Source organism: Pseudomonas sp. IT-P294 (assembly GCF_949767865.1).
Taxonomy (GTDB): domain Bacteria; phylum Pseudomonadota; class Gammaproteobacteria; order Pseudomonadales; family Pseudomonadaceae; genus Aquipseudomonas.
This window is the reverse complement of sequence record NZ_CATKQW010000008.1, coordinates 60,101-75,176: the sequence shown is the minus strand read 5'-3', so window position 1 is coordinate 75,176 and position 15,076 is coordinate 60,101. Positions and strand designations below refer to the sequence as shown.

Sequence of the window (15,076 nt, the reverse complement as noted above, 5' to 3'; positions counted from 1 at the left end):
CACACTCGATCCCTGTGGGAGTGAACCTGCTCGCGATAGCGCAGTGGCAGATAAATTGATGTTGTCTGACACCCCGCTATCGCGAGCAGGCTCACTCCCACAGGTTATGTGTTCATTCCGTGAGATGTCATGCGTGTTTTTTTCGGTACTCGCCGGGGGCGATGCCGAAGCGGGTTTTGAACGCCGTGGAGAAGTGGCTCGAATCGGAAAACCCCCACGAGTAACCCAGCACTGACAGCTTCTGCTCGGTGCCCGATTGGCGCAGTGATTCGGCGCACAAGTCGAGGCGGCGGTTCTTGATGTAGCGTGCGACCACCAGGCCTTTCTTGGCGAAAATCCGATAGAGGCCGCGAACCGACATCCCCACTTCCCGCGCCAGCCATTCGGGGCAGAGTTCTTCGGAGCGAATGTGTTCGTCGATGCAATCCAGGGTCTTGCGAAAGATCCGCTCATGCACATCCGTGCACTCTTCGGCCTGGCTGATGGCCGGGCGCAGCAGGCTGACAATCGCCTCCAGCGTGGCCTCGCTCTCTTGCAGGCTGAGGTTGTTTTGGCGCGTGGCGTCGAGGATCAGGCGCTGAGACAGCATCGCCAACGGCGACGTCGCGGCGATCCGGTGGCCGCACTTGACCTGATTGAAGCGCAGGGTTTGCTCCACCAGGTGCGAGGGCAGAATCAGTGACAACTGCCGGGAATTTTCGCTGTAGGTGAAGTCGCTGGGGCGTGAGGCGTCGATCAGCGTGATGTCCCCGGCCGACAGCAAGACCTTGTTATCGCCTTGCGCCATGCCGGCCGTCCCGTCGAGCTGGAACACGGCAAAGTATTTACCGCCCTCGCCCGCTGCAACTTGTGCCGGCGTGCGGTACAGCCGCGCCTGGCAGGCGTCGACAAAACTGAGTTTGAGGGCGCCGCTCTGGTGCTCACGGATCTGCCCGGAAAACCCGGCGCCGAGGGTTTGCGCGTCGAAGGCTCCACAGATCTGGTTGATCTGATGAATCCACTGATCGAATCCATCACGGCGCTGTGCAATTGAAGAAATCATGTCAGGCCTCACGCAGGCTTATTTTTATTATCTACGCCAATCCAAAGGTTCTCCTGAACAGCCACGCTCCTTGAACGACGACGGGTTATTTCAACCCGCCAAACCGTCGATAAAAACTTTCGCCCACGTCCGGCAACGGTCCGTCGGCGGTTTCCAGTGCACTGTTCAGCCATTCCTCGGCCTTGGCGTAGATCAACCGGTAAATGTTGCGGCACAACTGGCGGGCGGCACGACCTTCCCAATCGCCGGGCAACAATTCGTCCGGCAATTGCGGGTCGCGCAACAGCAGTTTGCGGTACTCGTGAATAAGCAGGACCCGTGCCAGGAAGCAGTCTGACGGTTGCAGGTTCTCTTGCTCGCGAAGCGCTTGCCAGAGCGGTCGGAACAGTTGGATGAACTCGCTGTAATGGGTCGCCAGCTCTTCGATGTTCCAGCTCTCGCGCACCTGCAAACGCAGGGCCTTGGAGGCCAGTACGTCTTGCGCGGTAGTTTCAAAGACGATGGTGTCTTCCTGGGCGCCGAGGTCGAGCAAGGTCGCGTTGAGGTCGGCACGGTCACTGCGCGGACAGGCCAGCACCGCCGGCGAGATCGCACCAAAACCTTGCCACTCCAGTTCTTCGCGCACTTGTTTGCGCTTGTCCTGGGTCAGTTGCGTCAGCATCACCAGGCTCCAGGAACCGTCCCACGCCGGCACGGTGGAGCTGTAGACCCGCTTGAAGGCTTTGTCGAACCGCCGCCGGCCGGTGCCGGTCAGGCTGTAGTAGCTGCGACGCCCGACTTTCTCGGCGGTCAGCCAGCCTTCCTTGGTCAGGCGGAAAATCGAGGTACGGATCAGCCGTTCGTTGATGCCGATGGGTTCGAGCAATTGAATCAGGCTGCCCAGCCACACCGTGCCGCCGTGGGGTTCGATGGCATCGCCATAGAGCGTGATGATCAAGGAGCTGGCGCGGATGGGCGTCTGTTCCTGGAATCGGGTGATCAGGTGGTTCAAGGGTGTCAGGGACGACATGGGCGTACCGGGTTGAAAAAAGAAAAGGAATATACCGAAAGCGAGTTCCCCTGTGGGAGTGAGCCTGCTCGCGATAGCGGTCTGTCAGAAACACTGCTGTCGACTGACACACCGCTATCGCGAGCAGGCTCACTCCCACAGGGGATTGTGTTCACACGCTGTTGCCCTTGGGCCGCAACCCGCTGTCGCTGATGCGCGGGCGATTCGGCTCCGGTTCGCTCAGCGGTTCGCAGACTTGCATCTGTTCAAGGCAACGCTTGGCCAGTTGCTGATATTCGCGGGTGCCCGCCTGCTTCCATGACACCTCCTCGTCGCTGAGGCTGCGCTTGATGCTGGCCGGTGCGCCCATCACCAGTGACTGCTCGGCGCATTCGAACCCGGCCTTGACGAACGCCGCCGCCGAGACGAATGAGCGCGGGCCGATGCGCGCGTTGTCCATCACCACGGCATTCATCCCCACCAACGCATCGGCGCCAATGCGGCAACCGTGCAGCACCGCGCCATGCCCGATGTGACCGTTGCGCTCGACCACGGTGTCGCTGTCCGGGAAACCGTGCATCACGCAGGTGTCCTGCAGGTTGGCGCCTTCTTCCAGCACGATCCGGCCAAAGTCCCCGCGCAGACTGGCCAGCGGCCCGACGTAGCAATGGGGACCGATGATCACATCGCCGATCAGCACGGCGGACGGATGAACATAGGCAGTGGGATCAACCACCGGGGTCAGGCCATCGAGGCTGTAGCAGGTCATGGGACGTTCCCTTCATGGGGCATTCACAAAGCGATGCCAATACAGGCTCATTTTGTATCACATCGCTTTTGTTAGCACAAAGCACAAAAAGCGTATCACTTATTAAACCGGTCGAAGGCGCCGCCCATTTAGGGCGCCTCATCCTGATAGAACCCAATGAAATAGCCATACTTAACCCTTTACGAGGACGATGTTGGTCAGGTTTTAAAAATCCAATATCGACCAATAAGACACATTAATTCAATTTTACTATTGTATTTGCGTATCACGTTGTAGGTATACTCCGGCAAAACCGGCCCACCGCGCCGATCCAATAATGAGCCGGCATCACCGCCGAGCGTGCACCGTGAGGGCATCCGCCATGCCTCTAACCCTTGCTGTCGAGATCATCGAGCCGGGCGTTCGCCTGATTACCCTGCAGCGCCCGCAAGCGCTGAATGCCCTGACCACCCAATTGCTCGGCGAACTGGCGGATGAACTGAACGCCGCGCAAGCCGATCCCGCCACCCGCGTGGTGGTCCTGACCGGCAGCCGCAAAGCCTTCGCCGCTGGCGCTGACATCAAGGAAATGGCCGAACGCAACCTGGTCGGCATCCTCGACGACCCGCGTCAGGCGTCGTGGCAAACCATCACCCGTTTCAGCAAACCACTGATCGCCGCCGTGAACGGCTTCGCCCTCGGCGGTGGCTGCGAGTTGGCGATGCACGCCGACATCATCATCGCCGGTGAAGACGCCCGTTTCGGCCAACCGGAAATTAACCTGGGGATCATGCCCGGCGCCGGTGGCACCCAACGGTTGCTGCGTGCCGTCGGTAAATCCATGGCCATGCAAATGGTCCTGACCGGCGAGCCTATCGATGCCCGCCAGGCCCAGCGTGCCGGCCTGGTCAGCGAAGTGACGCAACCGGAATTCACCGTCGAACGCGCCCTGCAGATCGCCCTCAGCATTGCCGCTAAAGCGCCGCTGGCGGTGCGCCTGGCCAAGGAAGCGCTGCTCAAGGCGATGGACACCGACCTGGCGAGCGGCCTGCGTTTCGAACGCCATGCCTTCACCGTACTGGCCGGCACCCGCGACCGCGATGAAGGCATTCAGGCCTTTCAGGAAAAACGCACGCCGGCCTTCACCGGCCAGTAACTCGCCGATCAGTCACCGAATTCGAACGACCTCCAAGAGAGCGCCATGACCATGAATTTCGAACACATCCTGTTTTCCATCGAGGCCGGTGTCGCCCTGCTCAGCCTCAACCGCCCGGACCAGCTCAACAGCTTCAATGCGCAAATGCATGGTGAAGTGAAGGAAGCACTGAAACAGGTCCGGCAGAACCCCGACGTGCGCGTGTTGCTGTTGACCGGTGAAGGTCGCGGCTTCTGCGCCGGGCAAGACCTCAGCGACCGCAATGTCGCGCCGGGCTGCGCCGTGCCAGACCTGGGCGAGTCGATCGAGAAGTTCTACAACCCGCTGATCCGCCAGCTGCGCGACTTGCCGCTGCCGGTGATTTGCGCGGTCAACGGCGTGGCCGCTGGCGCCGGTGCCAACATTCCGCTGGCCTGCGACCTGGTGCTGGCGGCGCGTTCGGCGAGCTTCATTCAGGCCTTCTGCAAGATCGGCTTGATTCCCGATTCGGGCGGCACCTGGACCTTGCCGCGTCTGGTCGGCATGGCCCGCGCCAAAGCCCTCGCCTTGCTGGGCAATCGCCTCACTGCGGAGCAAGCCGAGCAATGGGGCTTGATCTACCGCGTGGTCGACGATGCCGAACTGCGCACCGAAGCCCTGACACTCGCCCGTCATCTGGCCACGCAACCGACCTACGGCCTGGCGCTGATCAAGCGCAGCCTGAACGCCAGCCTGAGCAACACCTTCGACGAGCAGCTTGAGTTAGAGAAAGACCTGCAACGCCTGGCCGGGCGCAGCGAGGATTACCGTGAGGGCGTCAGCGCCTTCATGGAAAAACGCAGCCCAAGCTTCAAGGGGCGCTGAATCATGACGGCACTGAGTTCTAACGCACGTATCGCGGTGATCGGCGCCGGGGCCATGGGCGCCGGCATTGCGCAAGTGGCCGCGCAGGCCGGCCACCCGGTGTTACTGCTGGACAACCGTCCGGGCGCCGCCGCGCAAGCCATCGACGGCATTGACCGGCAATTGGGCAAGCGTGTCGAAAAAGGCAAGCTGTCGCCTGAAGCCCGGGCGGCCACCATTGCCCGCCTGCAGGCGGTGGAAGCCATCGAAGCATTGGCCGATTGCGAGCTGATCGTCGAAGCCATCGTCGAGAACCTGGAGGTCAAGCGCGCCCTCTTCCGCCAGCTGGAAGGCATCTGCGGCGAGAGCTGCATTCTGGCGAGCAACACCTCGTCGCTGTCGATCACCAGCATCGCCGCGCAGCTGAATCATCCGCAACGCTTGCTCGGCCTGCACTTCTTCAACCCGGCACCGATCATGGCGCTGGTGGAGATCGTTTCGGGCCTGGCCAGTGATCCGGCCTTGGCCGAGTGCCTGTACGACACCGCCAAGGCCTGGGGTAAAAAACCGGTGCACACCCGTTCGACGCCAGGTTTTATCGTCAACCGCGTCGCCCGCCCGTTCTACGCCGAAAGCCTGCGCCTGTTGCAGGAAGGCGCGGCGGATTGCCCGACGCTGGATGCATTGATGCGGGATGCCGGTGGGTTTGCGATGGGCGCCTTCGAGCTGACCGACCTGATCGGCCATGACGTCAACTACGCCGTGACCTGCTCGGTGTTCGACGCCTATTACGGCGACACCCGCTTCCTGCCTTCGCTGATCCAGAAAGAACTGGTGGACGCCGGGCGCCTGGGGCGTAAAAGCGCGCATGGCTTTTATAGCTACGCCGAAGGTGCCGAGCGTGCGCTGCCGACCACCATCAGCAGCGAACACACTATCGAAACCTGCGTTATAGAAGGAGATCTGGGCATCGCCAATGCGCTGATCCCGCGTCTGCGTGAGCACGGCATCGAGGTCATTCAGCGTGACGGCCAAGGCCTGATACGGGTCGGCGACGCGGTGCTGGCATTGAGCGACGGGCGCATGGCCTGTCAGCGTGCCAGGGAAGACGGTTTGCGCAACCTGATCCTGCTCGACCTCGCATTCGATTATGGCAAGGCCAGCCGCCTCGCCATCAGCTACGCGGCGGGCATCGACCCTGTCGCCCTCGAACACGGCGTCGCGCTGCTGCAACGGGCCGGATTCACCGTCAGCCCGCTCAGCGACAGCCCGGCGCTCGCGGTCTTGCGCACGGTGGCGATGCTGGCCAACGAAGCCGCGGACGCTGTGTTGCAAGGCGTGGCGTCGGCCGCCGACGTCGATCTGGCGATGCGCGCCGGGGTCAATTACCCGCAAGGCCCGCTGGCCTGGGCCGATGCCATCGGCCTCTCGCACCTCCTCAAGGTGCTGGAAAACCTGCAAGCCAGTTATGGCGAAGAACGTTATCGCCCCTCGCTGCTGTTGCGCCGTCGGGTCGCCGAAGGGAGAACGCTGCATGACTAACCATGAAGCCATGAACCTGGCCAGCGCCTGCACACAAGCGCTGTTCAAGCGCGACACCGCCAGCCAGGCGATGGGCATGCGCTTGCTTTCCGCCGCGCCAGGCTGCGCGCGCGTTGGCATGAGCGTGCGTGCCGACATGATTCAGGGCCACGGCACCTGCCACGGCGGCTACCTGTTTACCCTCGCCGACTCGGCATTCGCCCTGGCCTGCAACAGCTACAACGAAGCCACGGTGGCGATCGGTTGCAGCATCGACTACATCGCCCCGGCACGTTTGGGCGACACCTTGACCGCCGACTGCACAGAGCAAAGCCGCTCCGGTCGTACCGGCAACTACGACGTACGCATTGAAAACCAACTGGGCCAGCTCATCGCGCTGTTCCATGGCAAATCCTACAAAGTGCGCGGCGCTGTGCTGACGCAGGAGAATCCGAATGAATGACGCCTTGATCATCGACGCGGTGCGGACCCCGATTGGCCGCTACGCCGGCGCCTTGAGCAGCGTGCGTGCCGACGACCTCGGCGCGGTGCCGCTGCGCGAACTGTTGCGCCGTCACCCGCAAGTCGACTGGAACACCGTGGACGACGTGATCTACGGCTGCGCCAACCAGGCCGGCGAAGACAACCGCAACGTCGCCCGCATGTCGGCGCTGCTGGCCGGTTTGCCGGTCAGCGTACCCGGCACCACGCTCAATCGCTTGTGCGGTTCCGGGCTGGATGCCATCGGCACCGCAGCGCGTGCGATTCGTTGCGGCGAAGCCGGGTTGATGCTGGTCGGTGGCGTGGAATCGATGTCCCGCGCACCGCTGGTGATGGGCAAGGCCGAACAGGCGTTTTCCCGTGATGCGCAGCTATACGACACCACCATCGGCTGGCGTTTCGTCAATCCGTTGATGAAAAAGGCCTACGGCATCGATTCCATGCCGGAGACCGCCGAGAACGTCGCCGAGCAGTTCAATATCTCCCGCGCCGACCAGGATGCCTTTGCCCTGCGCAGCCAACAGCGCGCCGGTGCGGCCCAGGCCAGCGGTCGCCTGGCCAAAGAAATCGTCGCGGTGGAAATCCCACAGCGCAAAGGCCCGGCCAAAGTCGTCGAGCAGGACGAACACCCGCGCGGCGACACCACGCTTGAGCAGTTGCAGAAGCTCGGTACGCCGTTTCGCGAAGGCGGCAGCATCACCGCCGGCAACGCATCCGGGGTCAACGACGGTGCGTGCGCATTGCTGCTGGCCAGCCCGGAAGTCGCCAAACGCCACGGCCTGAAGGCGCGCGGACGAGTGGTGGCGATGGCCACTGCCGGCGTCGAGCCACGGATCATGGGCATCGGCCCGGTGCCGGCGACACGCAAGGTGCTGGAACTGGCCAACCTGAGCCTCGCCGACATGGACGTGATCGAACTCAACGAAGCCTTCGCCGCGCAAGGCCTGGCGGTGCTGCGCGAGTTGGGCCTGAGCGACACCGATCCACGGGTCAACCCCAACGGCGGCGCGATTGCCCTCGGTCATCCGCTGGGGATGAGCGGCGCGCGCCTGGTGACCACCGCCCTGCATGAACTGGAAGAACGCCAGGGTCGCTACGCCTTGTGCACCATGTGCATCGGCGTCGGCCAGGGCATCGCGCTGATCATCGAGCGTTTGTCCGACTAAAGAATCGCGATTCCCGAGGAGCCGAGAGGTATCCTTGGGGCATGCACTCAAAGCCCTTTTGCGAGGGCCGAAACACAAAAATAATTCGAGTGAAGTTATGAACATGCCAATTGCCAAAGCTGTGCTTGATCCCGTGCTGGACCCGCTGGAAACCGCCAGCATCGACCAATTGCGCCAGCATCAGCTGGAGCGCCTGCGCTGGAGCCTGAACCACGCCTACAACAATGTGCCGCTGTACCGTCAGCGCTTCGATGCGCTGGGCGTGCACCCGGATGACATTAAATGCCTGGAAGACCTGGCGAAGTTTCCGTTCACCACCAAAACCGACCTGCGTGACAACTACCCCTACGGCATGTTCGCCGTACCGATGCACGACGTGGTGCGCCTGCACGCCTCCAGCGGCACCACCGGCAAGCCGACGGTCGTGGGTTATACCCAGAACGACATCGACACCTGGGCCAACGTGGTCGCACGCTCGATCCGCGCGGCGGGCGGCCGGCGTGGCGACAAGGTGCATATTTCCTATGGCTACGGCCTGTTCACCGGGGGGCTTGGCGCCCACTACGGCGCAGAACGCCTGGGGTGCACGGTGATTCCGATGTCGGGCGGGCAGACTGAGAAACAGGTGCAACTGATCAAGGATTTCCAGCCGGACATCATCATGGTCACGCCGTCGTACATGCTCAACATCGCCGATGAGATCGAGCGCCAGGGCATCGATCCGCACAAACTGGCCCTGCGCCTGGGCATCTTCGGTGCCGAGCCGTGGACGGCCGAATTGCGCAGTGCCATCGAGAATCGCCTGGGCATTACTGCGCTGGATATTTACGGGCTCTCGGAAATCATGGGGCCGGGCGTGGCGATGGAATGCGCGGAAACCAAGGACGGGCCGACGATCTGGGAAGACCATTTCTATCCGGAAATCATTGACCCGGTCACCGGTGAAGTGTTGCCGGACGGACAGATGGGCGAGTTGGTGTTTACCTCGCTGAGCAAGGAAGCGCTGCCGATGATTCGTTATCGCACTCGGGATTTGACGCGCCTGCTGCCGGGAACGGCGCGGCCGATGCGGCGGATCGACAAGATCACTGGGCGCAGCGATGACATGTTGATCATTCGTGGGGTCAACGTGTTTCCGACGCAGATTGAGGAGCAGGTGCTGAAGATCAAACAGCTGGCGGAGTGTTATGAGATTCATCTGTATCGCAATGGGAATCTGGACAGCGTTGATGTGCATGTGGAGTTGAAGGCTGAGCATCAGCATTTGGGGGATGATCAGCAGAAGGCCGTCTGTGGTGAGTTGAGTCGGCATATCAAGACGTATATCGGGATCAGTTCGCGGATTGTTTTGCAGCCTATGCATTCGATCAAGCGCTCTGAGGGGAAGGCTTGTCATGTGATGGACAAGCGTCCCAAAGGATGACTGCTGCACCCTTTTTGGCCCCGCTTTTTGCGGGGCTTTTTTTTTTGGCCAGCGCAATGACTTTGTGGGAGCGAGCCTGCTCGCGATGGCGGTCTGACAGCCGACCATTCTCTTTCAGGTGTACATATCCATTGCTGCGGTAACGTCCGCTATTGGTTCCGCTTTTACAGCGGGTCACTTGGAAGAGCGCCAAGTAACCAAGCGCTTTTGCCCCTGACGTTCGGTGCCTCGCCTAGGCTCGGCATGCCCTCGCTCCGGTCCTGCTCCGTGGGCCCGCCGCCATCGGCCATCCATGGCCGGGGGCGGCTAACCCGGCATCCATGCCGGGTTGCCCACTGCGCAGAACTTACGCTCGGCCTCTCGAGGGAGCGGGTGCATCAAGATCAAGAACAGAAGGCGAGCTAACGCTCGACCTGATGAGTGGTGAGGGGCAAAAGCGTTGCGATCGGCTTTTTTGTGGGAGCGAGCCTGCTCGCGATTGATCGTTCCCACGCTCTGCGTGGGAATGCCGCCGGGGACGCTCCGCGTTCCGCTGTCGATGCAAACGCTGGTTTGTGCAGAGGCTCTCAGGGCATGACTTTCAGACCTTGCGCGACAGCGCCCGGCGCACGCTGTCGCGGTTCAGCGCAGGGCTTTCAGGTTCGGCAGCGCTTTGCTCGGGTGCAGGGCTGTCGAGTTCAAAAGAGAGTTCGGCCTCGACCGGGCTTTCAACTTGAACAGGGCTTGGCGCCTGGCCGCGACTGGCGACCAGGGTGTCCAGCTTCTCGAGGTAGGCGTTGAGGTCGCTGAACAGCAGTTTCTTGCGTTGAGAACCCTGATACAACGCGTAGCAAAGGTAACCGCCCGCCGCCAGAAGACCGAGCCCGGCGGTGGCAAAACCGGCAACACACAAGCCGGACACGATCAGCACAGTCTTCCAGTTGAAGGGCGTCAACTCCAGCTCGGTATTCAACGCACTCGCGTCGCGCAGTACCCAGCGCTTGGACGCCGAGTGGTTCAGCAGGATTGTGTGCAGGGGCGAACCGTCCTTTTTCACGGCGCTGATCAATGAGATGTCCTGACCCGTGCGCAAAGGAATATCCACGCCACGCAACTTCACATCGTGCTCGACACCGTCCGCGGTCTTGACCCAGAACTCATGATTGATGATCGACACCGAACTGACTCGAACCGGCGTCAGATCCCCGTCCTTACCGTTCACAGGAACGCCGCCCGTGGTCGTCACACGCGTCTCGCTGAGCTTCTCGCTGCCCACCACTTCACCGCTCAAGACAGTGAAAACAACAGTTTTATCGCCATGGGTGAATGTGTGCATTTCGATTCCTTGATAGCCCCACGTCAGTCGACGTACAGGAAAAATCCGTATGCCGCGGATGCTACTAACTAGCCACTACCCTGTCCAGAATTCGCCACCGCGTGTGACGCGGAGCGTCACGGGATGCATTCCCACGCGGAGCGTGGGAACGATCAACTTCGCGAGCAGACTCACTCCCACAAAAAAGCCGATCGCAACGCTTCTGCCCCTCACCACTCAACAAGCCGAGCGGTAACTCGCTTGCAGCTCTTGATCTTGATGCCCCGCCCCCTCGAGAGGCCGAGCGCAGGTTCTGCGCAGTGGGCAACCCGGCATGGATGCCGGGTTAGCCGCCCCCGGCCATGGATGGCCGATGGCGGCGTGCCCACGGAGCAGGACCGGAGCGAGGGCATGCCGAGCCTTAGCGAGGCACCGAACGTCAGGGGCAAAAGCGCTTGGTTACTTGGCGCTTCTCCAAGTGACCCGCTGTAAAAGCGGAACCAATAGCAGCCATCACCGAGAAAACGGATATACACCCCTCCCCCAAAGCGATACAAAAAAACAATATGACACGTTATTTTATGTTTGATATTAATTTCTGTATCGCTTATAAAGTTCTCCATGCCCTCGATCAGATTCAAGGCGGGAGACCCCACATGTACGCACAGCTAGTAGAAACAGGCGTAAAGCGCATCAAAGACCTCTCGGAAATGTCCGACCAGGAACGCGCCTTCCAGAAAAAAATCGATTCAGAAATCAAGATCGAAGCGAAAAACTGGATGCCCGACGCCTACCGCCAAACCCTCATCCGGCAGATTTCCCAACACGCCCACTCCGAAATCGTCGGCATGCTGCCCGAAGGCAACTGGGTCACCCGCGCCCCCTCGCTCAAACGCAAACTGCAACTGATGGCCAAAATCCAGGACGAAGCCGGCCACGGTCTCTACCTCTACAGCGCCATGGAAACCCTCGGCGCCGACCGCGACGAAGAAATCGCCAAGCTCCATAGCGGCAAGGCCAAATACTCAAGCATCTTCAATTACCCGACCCTGAACTGGGCCGACATGGGCGCCGTGGGCTGGCTGGTCGATGGCGCCGCCATCGTCAACCAGGTGGTGTTGCAACGCACTTCTTACGGCCCCTACTCCCGAGCCATGGTGCGCATCTGCAAGGAAGAAAGCTTTCACCAGCGCCAGGGCTACGAAATCCTCCTGACCATGATGCGCCACGGCAATCAGGCGCAAAAAGACATGGTCCAGGACGCCATCAACCGCCTGTGGTGGCCGTCGCTGATGATGTTCGGCCCAAGCGACGAACACTCCCCCAACAGCGCCCAATCCATGGCCTGGAAAATCAAACGCCAGAGCAACGACGAACTGCGCCAGCGCTTCATCGACCAGACCATCCCGCAGCTGGAGCTGCTGGGCTGCACCTGCCCCGATCCGGACCTGAAGTGGAACGCCGAACGCGGCCACTACGACTTCGGCGAAATCCAGTGGAGCGAGTTCTATGAAGTGCTCAAGGGCAATGGCCCGTGCAACCAGGAGCGCGTTGCCACCCGCCGCAAAGCCATTGAAGACGGCGCTTGGGTGCGCGAAGCCGCAGTTGCCCACGCCCGTAAAAAACACAACAAGAACGCCGCCTGATTCGGCCACCTGATCTGGAGACACCGCCATGTCCGAATGGACCCTTTTTGAAGTCTTCGTGCGTAGCAAGCACGGCCTCAACCACAAGCACGTCGGCAGCGTGCATGCCGCCGACACCACCATGGCCATCGAGAACGCGCGCGAGTTGTACACCCGCCGCAGCGAAGGCGTGAGCCTGTGGGTCGTACCTTCGGCGCTGATCACCGCGTCGTCGCCGGATGAAAAAGACCCGCTGTTCGATCCGGCGGACGACAAGGTTTATCGCCACGCCAGCTTCTACGAGTTGCCGGCCGAAGTCGGGCACATGTGAGGTCGACCATGAACAACCAGACTGATCTGATCGAATACCTGCTGCGCCTCGGCGACAGCGCCCTGATCCAGGGCCAGCGCCTGTGCCAATGGTGCGGCAAGGCCCCGGCGCTGGAAGAAGAACTGGCGTTGATGAACGTCGGCCTCGACCTCGTCGGCCAGGCGCGCAACTGGCTGGAATACGCCGCCGAACTGCTGAACGACGGTCGTGACGCCGATCACCTGGCGTTCCGCCGTGATGAGCGCGCCTATCGCAATCTGCTGCTGGTGGAACAACCCAACGGCGATTACGCGGTCACCATCCTCAAGCAATTTCTCTATGACGCCTGGCACTTGCAGGTGCTCAGCGGCCTGAGCCAGTCCAGCGACGAACGCATCGCCGGGATCGCCGCCAAAGCGGTGAAGGAAGTCACCTATCACCTGCGCCGCTCCGGCGAGTGGGTCGAGCGTCTGGGTGACGGCACGGAGGAAAGCCACCAGCGCATGCTCGCGGCGATCCCCGAGGTCTGGCGTTTTACCGTCGAATTGACCAGTGCCGATGACAGCGAACAACGCCTGTGCGAGGCCGGCGTCACCCCGGACGCCGCGCAAGTCGCCGCCGCGTGGCAAGCCAAGGTCAACGAAATCTTCGCCAGCGCCACCCTGCCCGTGCCCGCCGCGCCGAGCTATTTCTACCTCAATGCACGCAAAGGCCTGCACACCGAACACCTGGGCATTCTGTTGGCCGAGATGCAATTCCTGCCCCGAGCGTACCCCGATGCGACCTGGTGAGCTGATCGCCAGCGACCTCGGCGCCCGGCCGGCTCAACCGACCGACCTGGCCGCTGCGTGGGCGACCCTGGCACAGGTCATGGACCCGGAAGTGCCGGTGGTCAGCGTGGTTGATCTGGGCATCGTGCGCGATCTCGACTGGCAGGCCGGGCACTTGCACGTGGTGGTGACGCCGACCTACTCCGGCTGCCCCGCCACGGAAGTGATCGAGAGCGATATCCGCGCTGCGCTGGAATCGGCCGGTTTCAACGCGCCGCAGCTGGAGCGCAAGTTGACCCCGGCCTGGACCACCGACTGGATCACCGAGAGTGGCCGCGAACGCCTGCGTGCCTACGGCATCGCGCCGCCCGAGGGCAGTACCAGCAAGCGCAGCCTGCTCGGCGAAAGCCCACGGGTTGTGTGCCCGCAATGCGGCAGTGCGCACACCGAAGTGCTCAGCGAGTTCGGTTCAACCGCCTGCAAGGCGTTGTACCGCTGCATCGAGTGCCGCGAACCGTTCGACTATTTCAAGTGCATCTGAGCGGCAATCGGCCGTCCCAGCTGGAGAACAATAATGAGTAAATTTCACAGCCTGACCATCAAGGATGTGCGCGCCGAGACCCGTGATGCGGTGTCCATCGCCTTCGAAATTCCGCAGCACCTGCAAGACAGTTTTCACTTCACCCAGGGCCAGCACCTGGTGATGCGCACCCAGATGGACGGCGAAGAAGTCCGTCGCTCTTACTCGATCTGCACGGGTGTAAACGACGGTGAACTGCGCGTTGCCATCAAGCGTGTGGCCGGCGGGCGTTTCTCGGCGTTCGCCAATGAGCAGCTAAAGGCTGGGCACAGCCTGGACGTCATGCCACCGGCCGGGCACTTTCACGTGGAGTTGGACCCGGCTCGTCATGGCAACTACCTGGCGGTTGCGGCCGGCAGCGGCATCACGCCGATCCTGTCGATCATCAAGACCACCCTGCAAACCGAGCCGCACAGCCGCGTCACCCTGCTGTACGGCAACCGTTCGAGCTCCGGCGCGCTGTTTCGCGAACAGCTCGAAGACCTGAAAAACCGCTATTTGCAGCGCTTGAACCTGATCTTTGTGTTCAGTCGCGAACAGCAGGATGTCGACCTGTACAACGGCCGCATCAACGCCGAGAAATGCGAGCAACTGTTCTCCCGCTGGCTCGACGTCAAGGCCCTCGACGCCGCGTTCATCTGCGGCCCGCAAGAGATGACCGAAACCGTGCGCGACAGCCTCAAGGCCAAAGGCATGCCGGCCGAGCGCATCCACTTCGAACTGTTTGCCGCTGCCGGCAGCACGCAAAAACGCCAGGCCCGCGAGGCAGCCCGGCAAGTGGACGCCGCCGTCAGCCAGATCACCGTCATCAGCGACGGCCGCGCCCTGGCCTTCGACCTGCCGCGCAACAGCATAAGCATCCTCGACGCCGGCAACGCCCAGGGCGCCGAACTGCCTTACTCGTGCAAGGCCGGCGTGTGCTCGACCTGCAAATGCAAAGTCATCGAAGGCGAAGTCGACATGGACAGCAACCACGCCCTGGAAGACTACGAAGTGGCCGCCGGCTATGTGCTGTCGTGCCAGGCGTTTCCGGTGAGCGACAAGGTTGTGCTGGATTTCGATCAGCTCTGAAACATCTTTTTCACTGCTGCCACACCAAACCTGTGGGAGCGAGCCTGCTCGCGATGAGG

At 61.7% G+C, this 15,076-nt stretch carries 15 protein-coding genes; 11 read left to right on the top strand and 4 right to left on the bottom strand.

Features of this window, described 5'->3' with window-relative positions:
• Window positions 1-127: 127 nt before the first annotated feature.
• From feaR to paaY, 3 genes are all read right to left on the bottom strand, one after another.
• Window positions 128-1,042 (bottom strand): transcriptional regulator FeaR, encoded by a 915-nt coding sequence (feaR, locus tag ACM6I0_RS06505; RefSeq protein WP_414921764.1) that lies wholly within the window; start codon window positions 1,040-1,042, stop codon window positions 128-130.
• Between the two features lie 85 nt (window positions 1,043-1,127).
• Window positions 1,128-2,051, bottom strand: coding sequence for a phenylacetic acid degradation operon negative regulatory protein PaaX (gene paaX, locus ACM6I0_RS06500; protein ID WP_285436084.1), 924 nt, complete (start codon window positions 2,049-2,051; stop codon window positions 1,128-1,130).
• Window positions 2,052-2,202: 151 nt separating this feature from the next.
• Window positions 2,203-2,799 carry a phenylacetic acid degradation protein PaaY gene (gene paaY / locus ACM6I0_RS06495; protein WP_285436085.1) on the bottom strand — a complete coding sequence of 199 codons (597 nt, stop codon included), beginning with the start codon at window positions 2,797-2,799 and terminating at the stop codon, window positions 2,203-2,205.
• 361 nt (window positions 2,800-3,160) lie between these two features.
• Between paaY and paaF the strand changes: the two genes are divergently transcribed.
• From paaF to paaK, 6 genes are all read left to right on the top strand, one after another.
• Window positions 3,161-3,934 (top strand): 2,3-dehydroadipyl-CoA hydratase PaaF, encoded by a 774-nt coding sequence (paaF, locus tag ACM6I0_RS06490; protein ID WP_414921763.1) that lies wholly within the window; start codon window positions 3,161-3,163, stop codon window positions 3,932-3,934.
• Window positions 3,935-3,985: 51 nt separating this feature from the next.
• The gene (paaG, locus tag ACM6I0_RS06485) at window positions 3,986-4,777 is read left to right on the top strand and encodes a 2-(1,2-epoxy-1,2-dihydrophenyl)acetyl-CoA isomerase PaaG (protein WP_414921785.1); all 792 of its coding nucleotides are present in this window, start codon (window positions 3,986-3,988) and stop codon (window positions 4,775-4,777) included.
• 3 nt (window positions 4,778-4,780) lie between these two features.
• A complete protein-coding gene (gene paaH, locus ACM6I0_RS06480; RefSeq protein WP_414921762.1) occupies window positions 4,781-6,298 on the top strand; it encodes a 3-hydroxyacyl-CoA dehydrogenase PaaH in 1,518 nt (505 codons plus the stop codon).
• The gene (gene paaI / locus ACM6I0_RS06475; RefSeq protein WP_414921761.1) at window positions 6,291-6,740 is read left to right on the top strand and encodes a hydroxyphenylacetyl-CoA thioesterase PaaI; all 450 of its coding nucleotides are present in this window, start codon (window positions 6,291-6,293) and stop codon (window positions 6,738-6,740) included. The genes paaH and paaI overlap by 8 nt, the downstream gene beginning before the upstream one ends.
• Complete coding sequence (gene pcaF / locus ACM6I0_RS06470; protein ID WP_285436091.1) at window positions 6,733-7,944, top strand: 3-oxoadipyl-CoA thiolase; 1,212 nt, start codon at window positions 6,733-6,735, stop codon at window positions 7,942-7,944. The genes paaI and pcaF overlap by 8 nt, the downstream gene beginning before the upstream one ends.
• A gap of 97 nt (window positions 7,945-8,041) precedes the next feature.
• Window positions 8,042-9,367, top strand: a complete 1,326-nt coding sequence (gene paaK, locus ACM6I0_RS06465) for a phenylacetate--CoA ligase PaaK (RefSeq protein WP_414921760.1) — start codon at window positions 8,042-8,044, stop codon at window positions 9,365-9,367.
• Window positions 9,368-9,947: 580 nt separating this feature from the next.
• On the opposite strand, the gene ACM6I0_RS06460 is transcribed toward paaK, so the two are convergent.
• On the bottom strand, window positions 9,948-10,682 hold the full coding sequence (locus tag ACM6I0_RS06460) for a hypothetical protein (protein ID WP_414921759.1): 735 nt from the start codon (window positions 10,680-10,682) through the stop codon (window positions 9,948-9,950).
• Window positions 10,683-11,317: 635 nt separating this feature from the next.
• On the opposite strand from ACM6I0_RS06460, the gene paaA reads away from it, so the two are divergent.
• From paaA to paaE, 5 genes are read left to right on the top strand one after another with little or no spacing between them, the layout of a single operon-like run.
• On the top strand, window positions 11,318-12,307 hold the full coding sequence (gene paaA / locus ACM6I0_RS06455) for a 1,2-phenylacetyl-CoA epoxidase subunit PaaA (protein ID WP_414921758.1): 990 nt from the start codon (window positions 11,318-11,320) through the stop codon (window positions 12,305-12,307).
• A 28-nt stretch (window positions 12,308-12,335) separates the two neighbouring features.
• A complete protein-coding gene (paaB, locus tag ACM6I0_RS06450; RefSeq protein ID WP_003208899.1) occupies window positions 12,336-12,617 on the top strand; it encodes a 1,2-phenylacetyl-CoA epoxidase subunit PaaB in 282 nt (93 codons plus the stop codon).
• 8 nt (window positions 12,618-12,625) lie between these two features.
• A complete protein-coding gene (gene paaC / locus ACM6I0_RS06445) occupies window positions 12,626-13,387 on the top strand; it encodes a 1,2-phenylacetyl-CoA epoxidase subunit PaaC (RefSeq protein ID WP_285436099.1) in 762 nt (253 codons plus the stop codon).
• A complete protein-coding gene (paaD, locus tag ACM6I0_RS06440) occupies window positions 13,374-13,907 on the top strand; it encodes a 1,2-phenylacetyl-CoA epoxidase subunit PaaD (protein ID WP_285436101.1) in 534 nt (177 codons plus the stop codon). Before paaC ends, paaD begins: the two co-directional genes overlap by 14 nt.
• 33 nt (window positions 13,908-13,940) lie before the next feature.
• Window positions 13,941-15,017 (top strand): 1,2-phenylacetyl-CoA epoxidase subunit PaaE, encoded by a 1,077-nt coding sequence (gene paaE / locus ACM6I0_RS06435; RefSeq protein ID WP_285436103.1) that lies wholly within the window; start codon window positions 13,941-13,943, stop codon window positions 15,015-15,017.
• The last annotated feature ends 59 nt before the right edge of the window (window positions 15,018-15,076 follow it).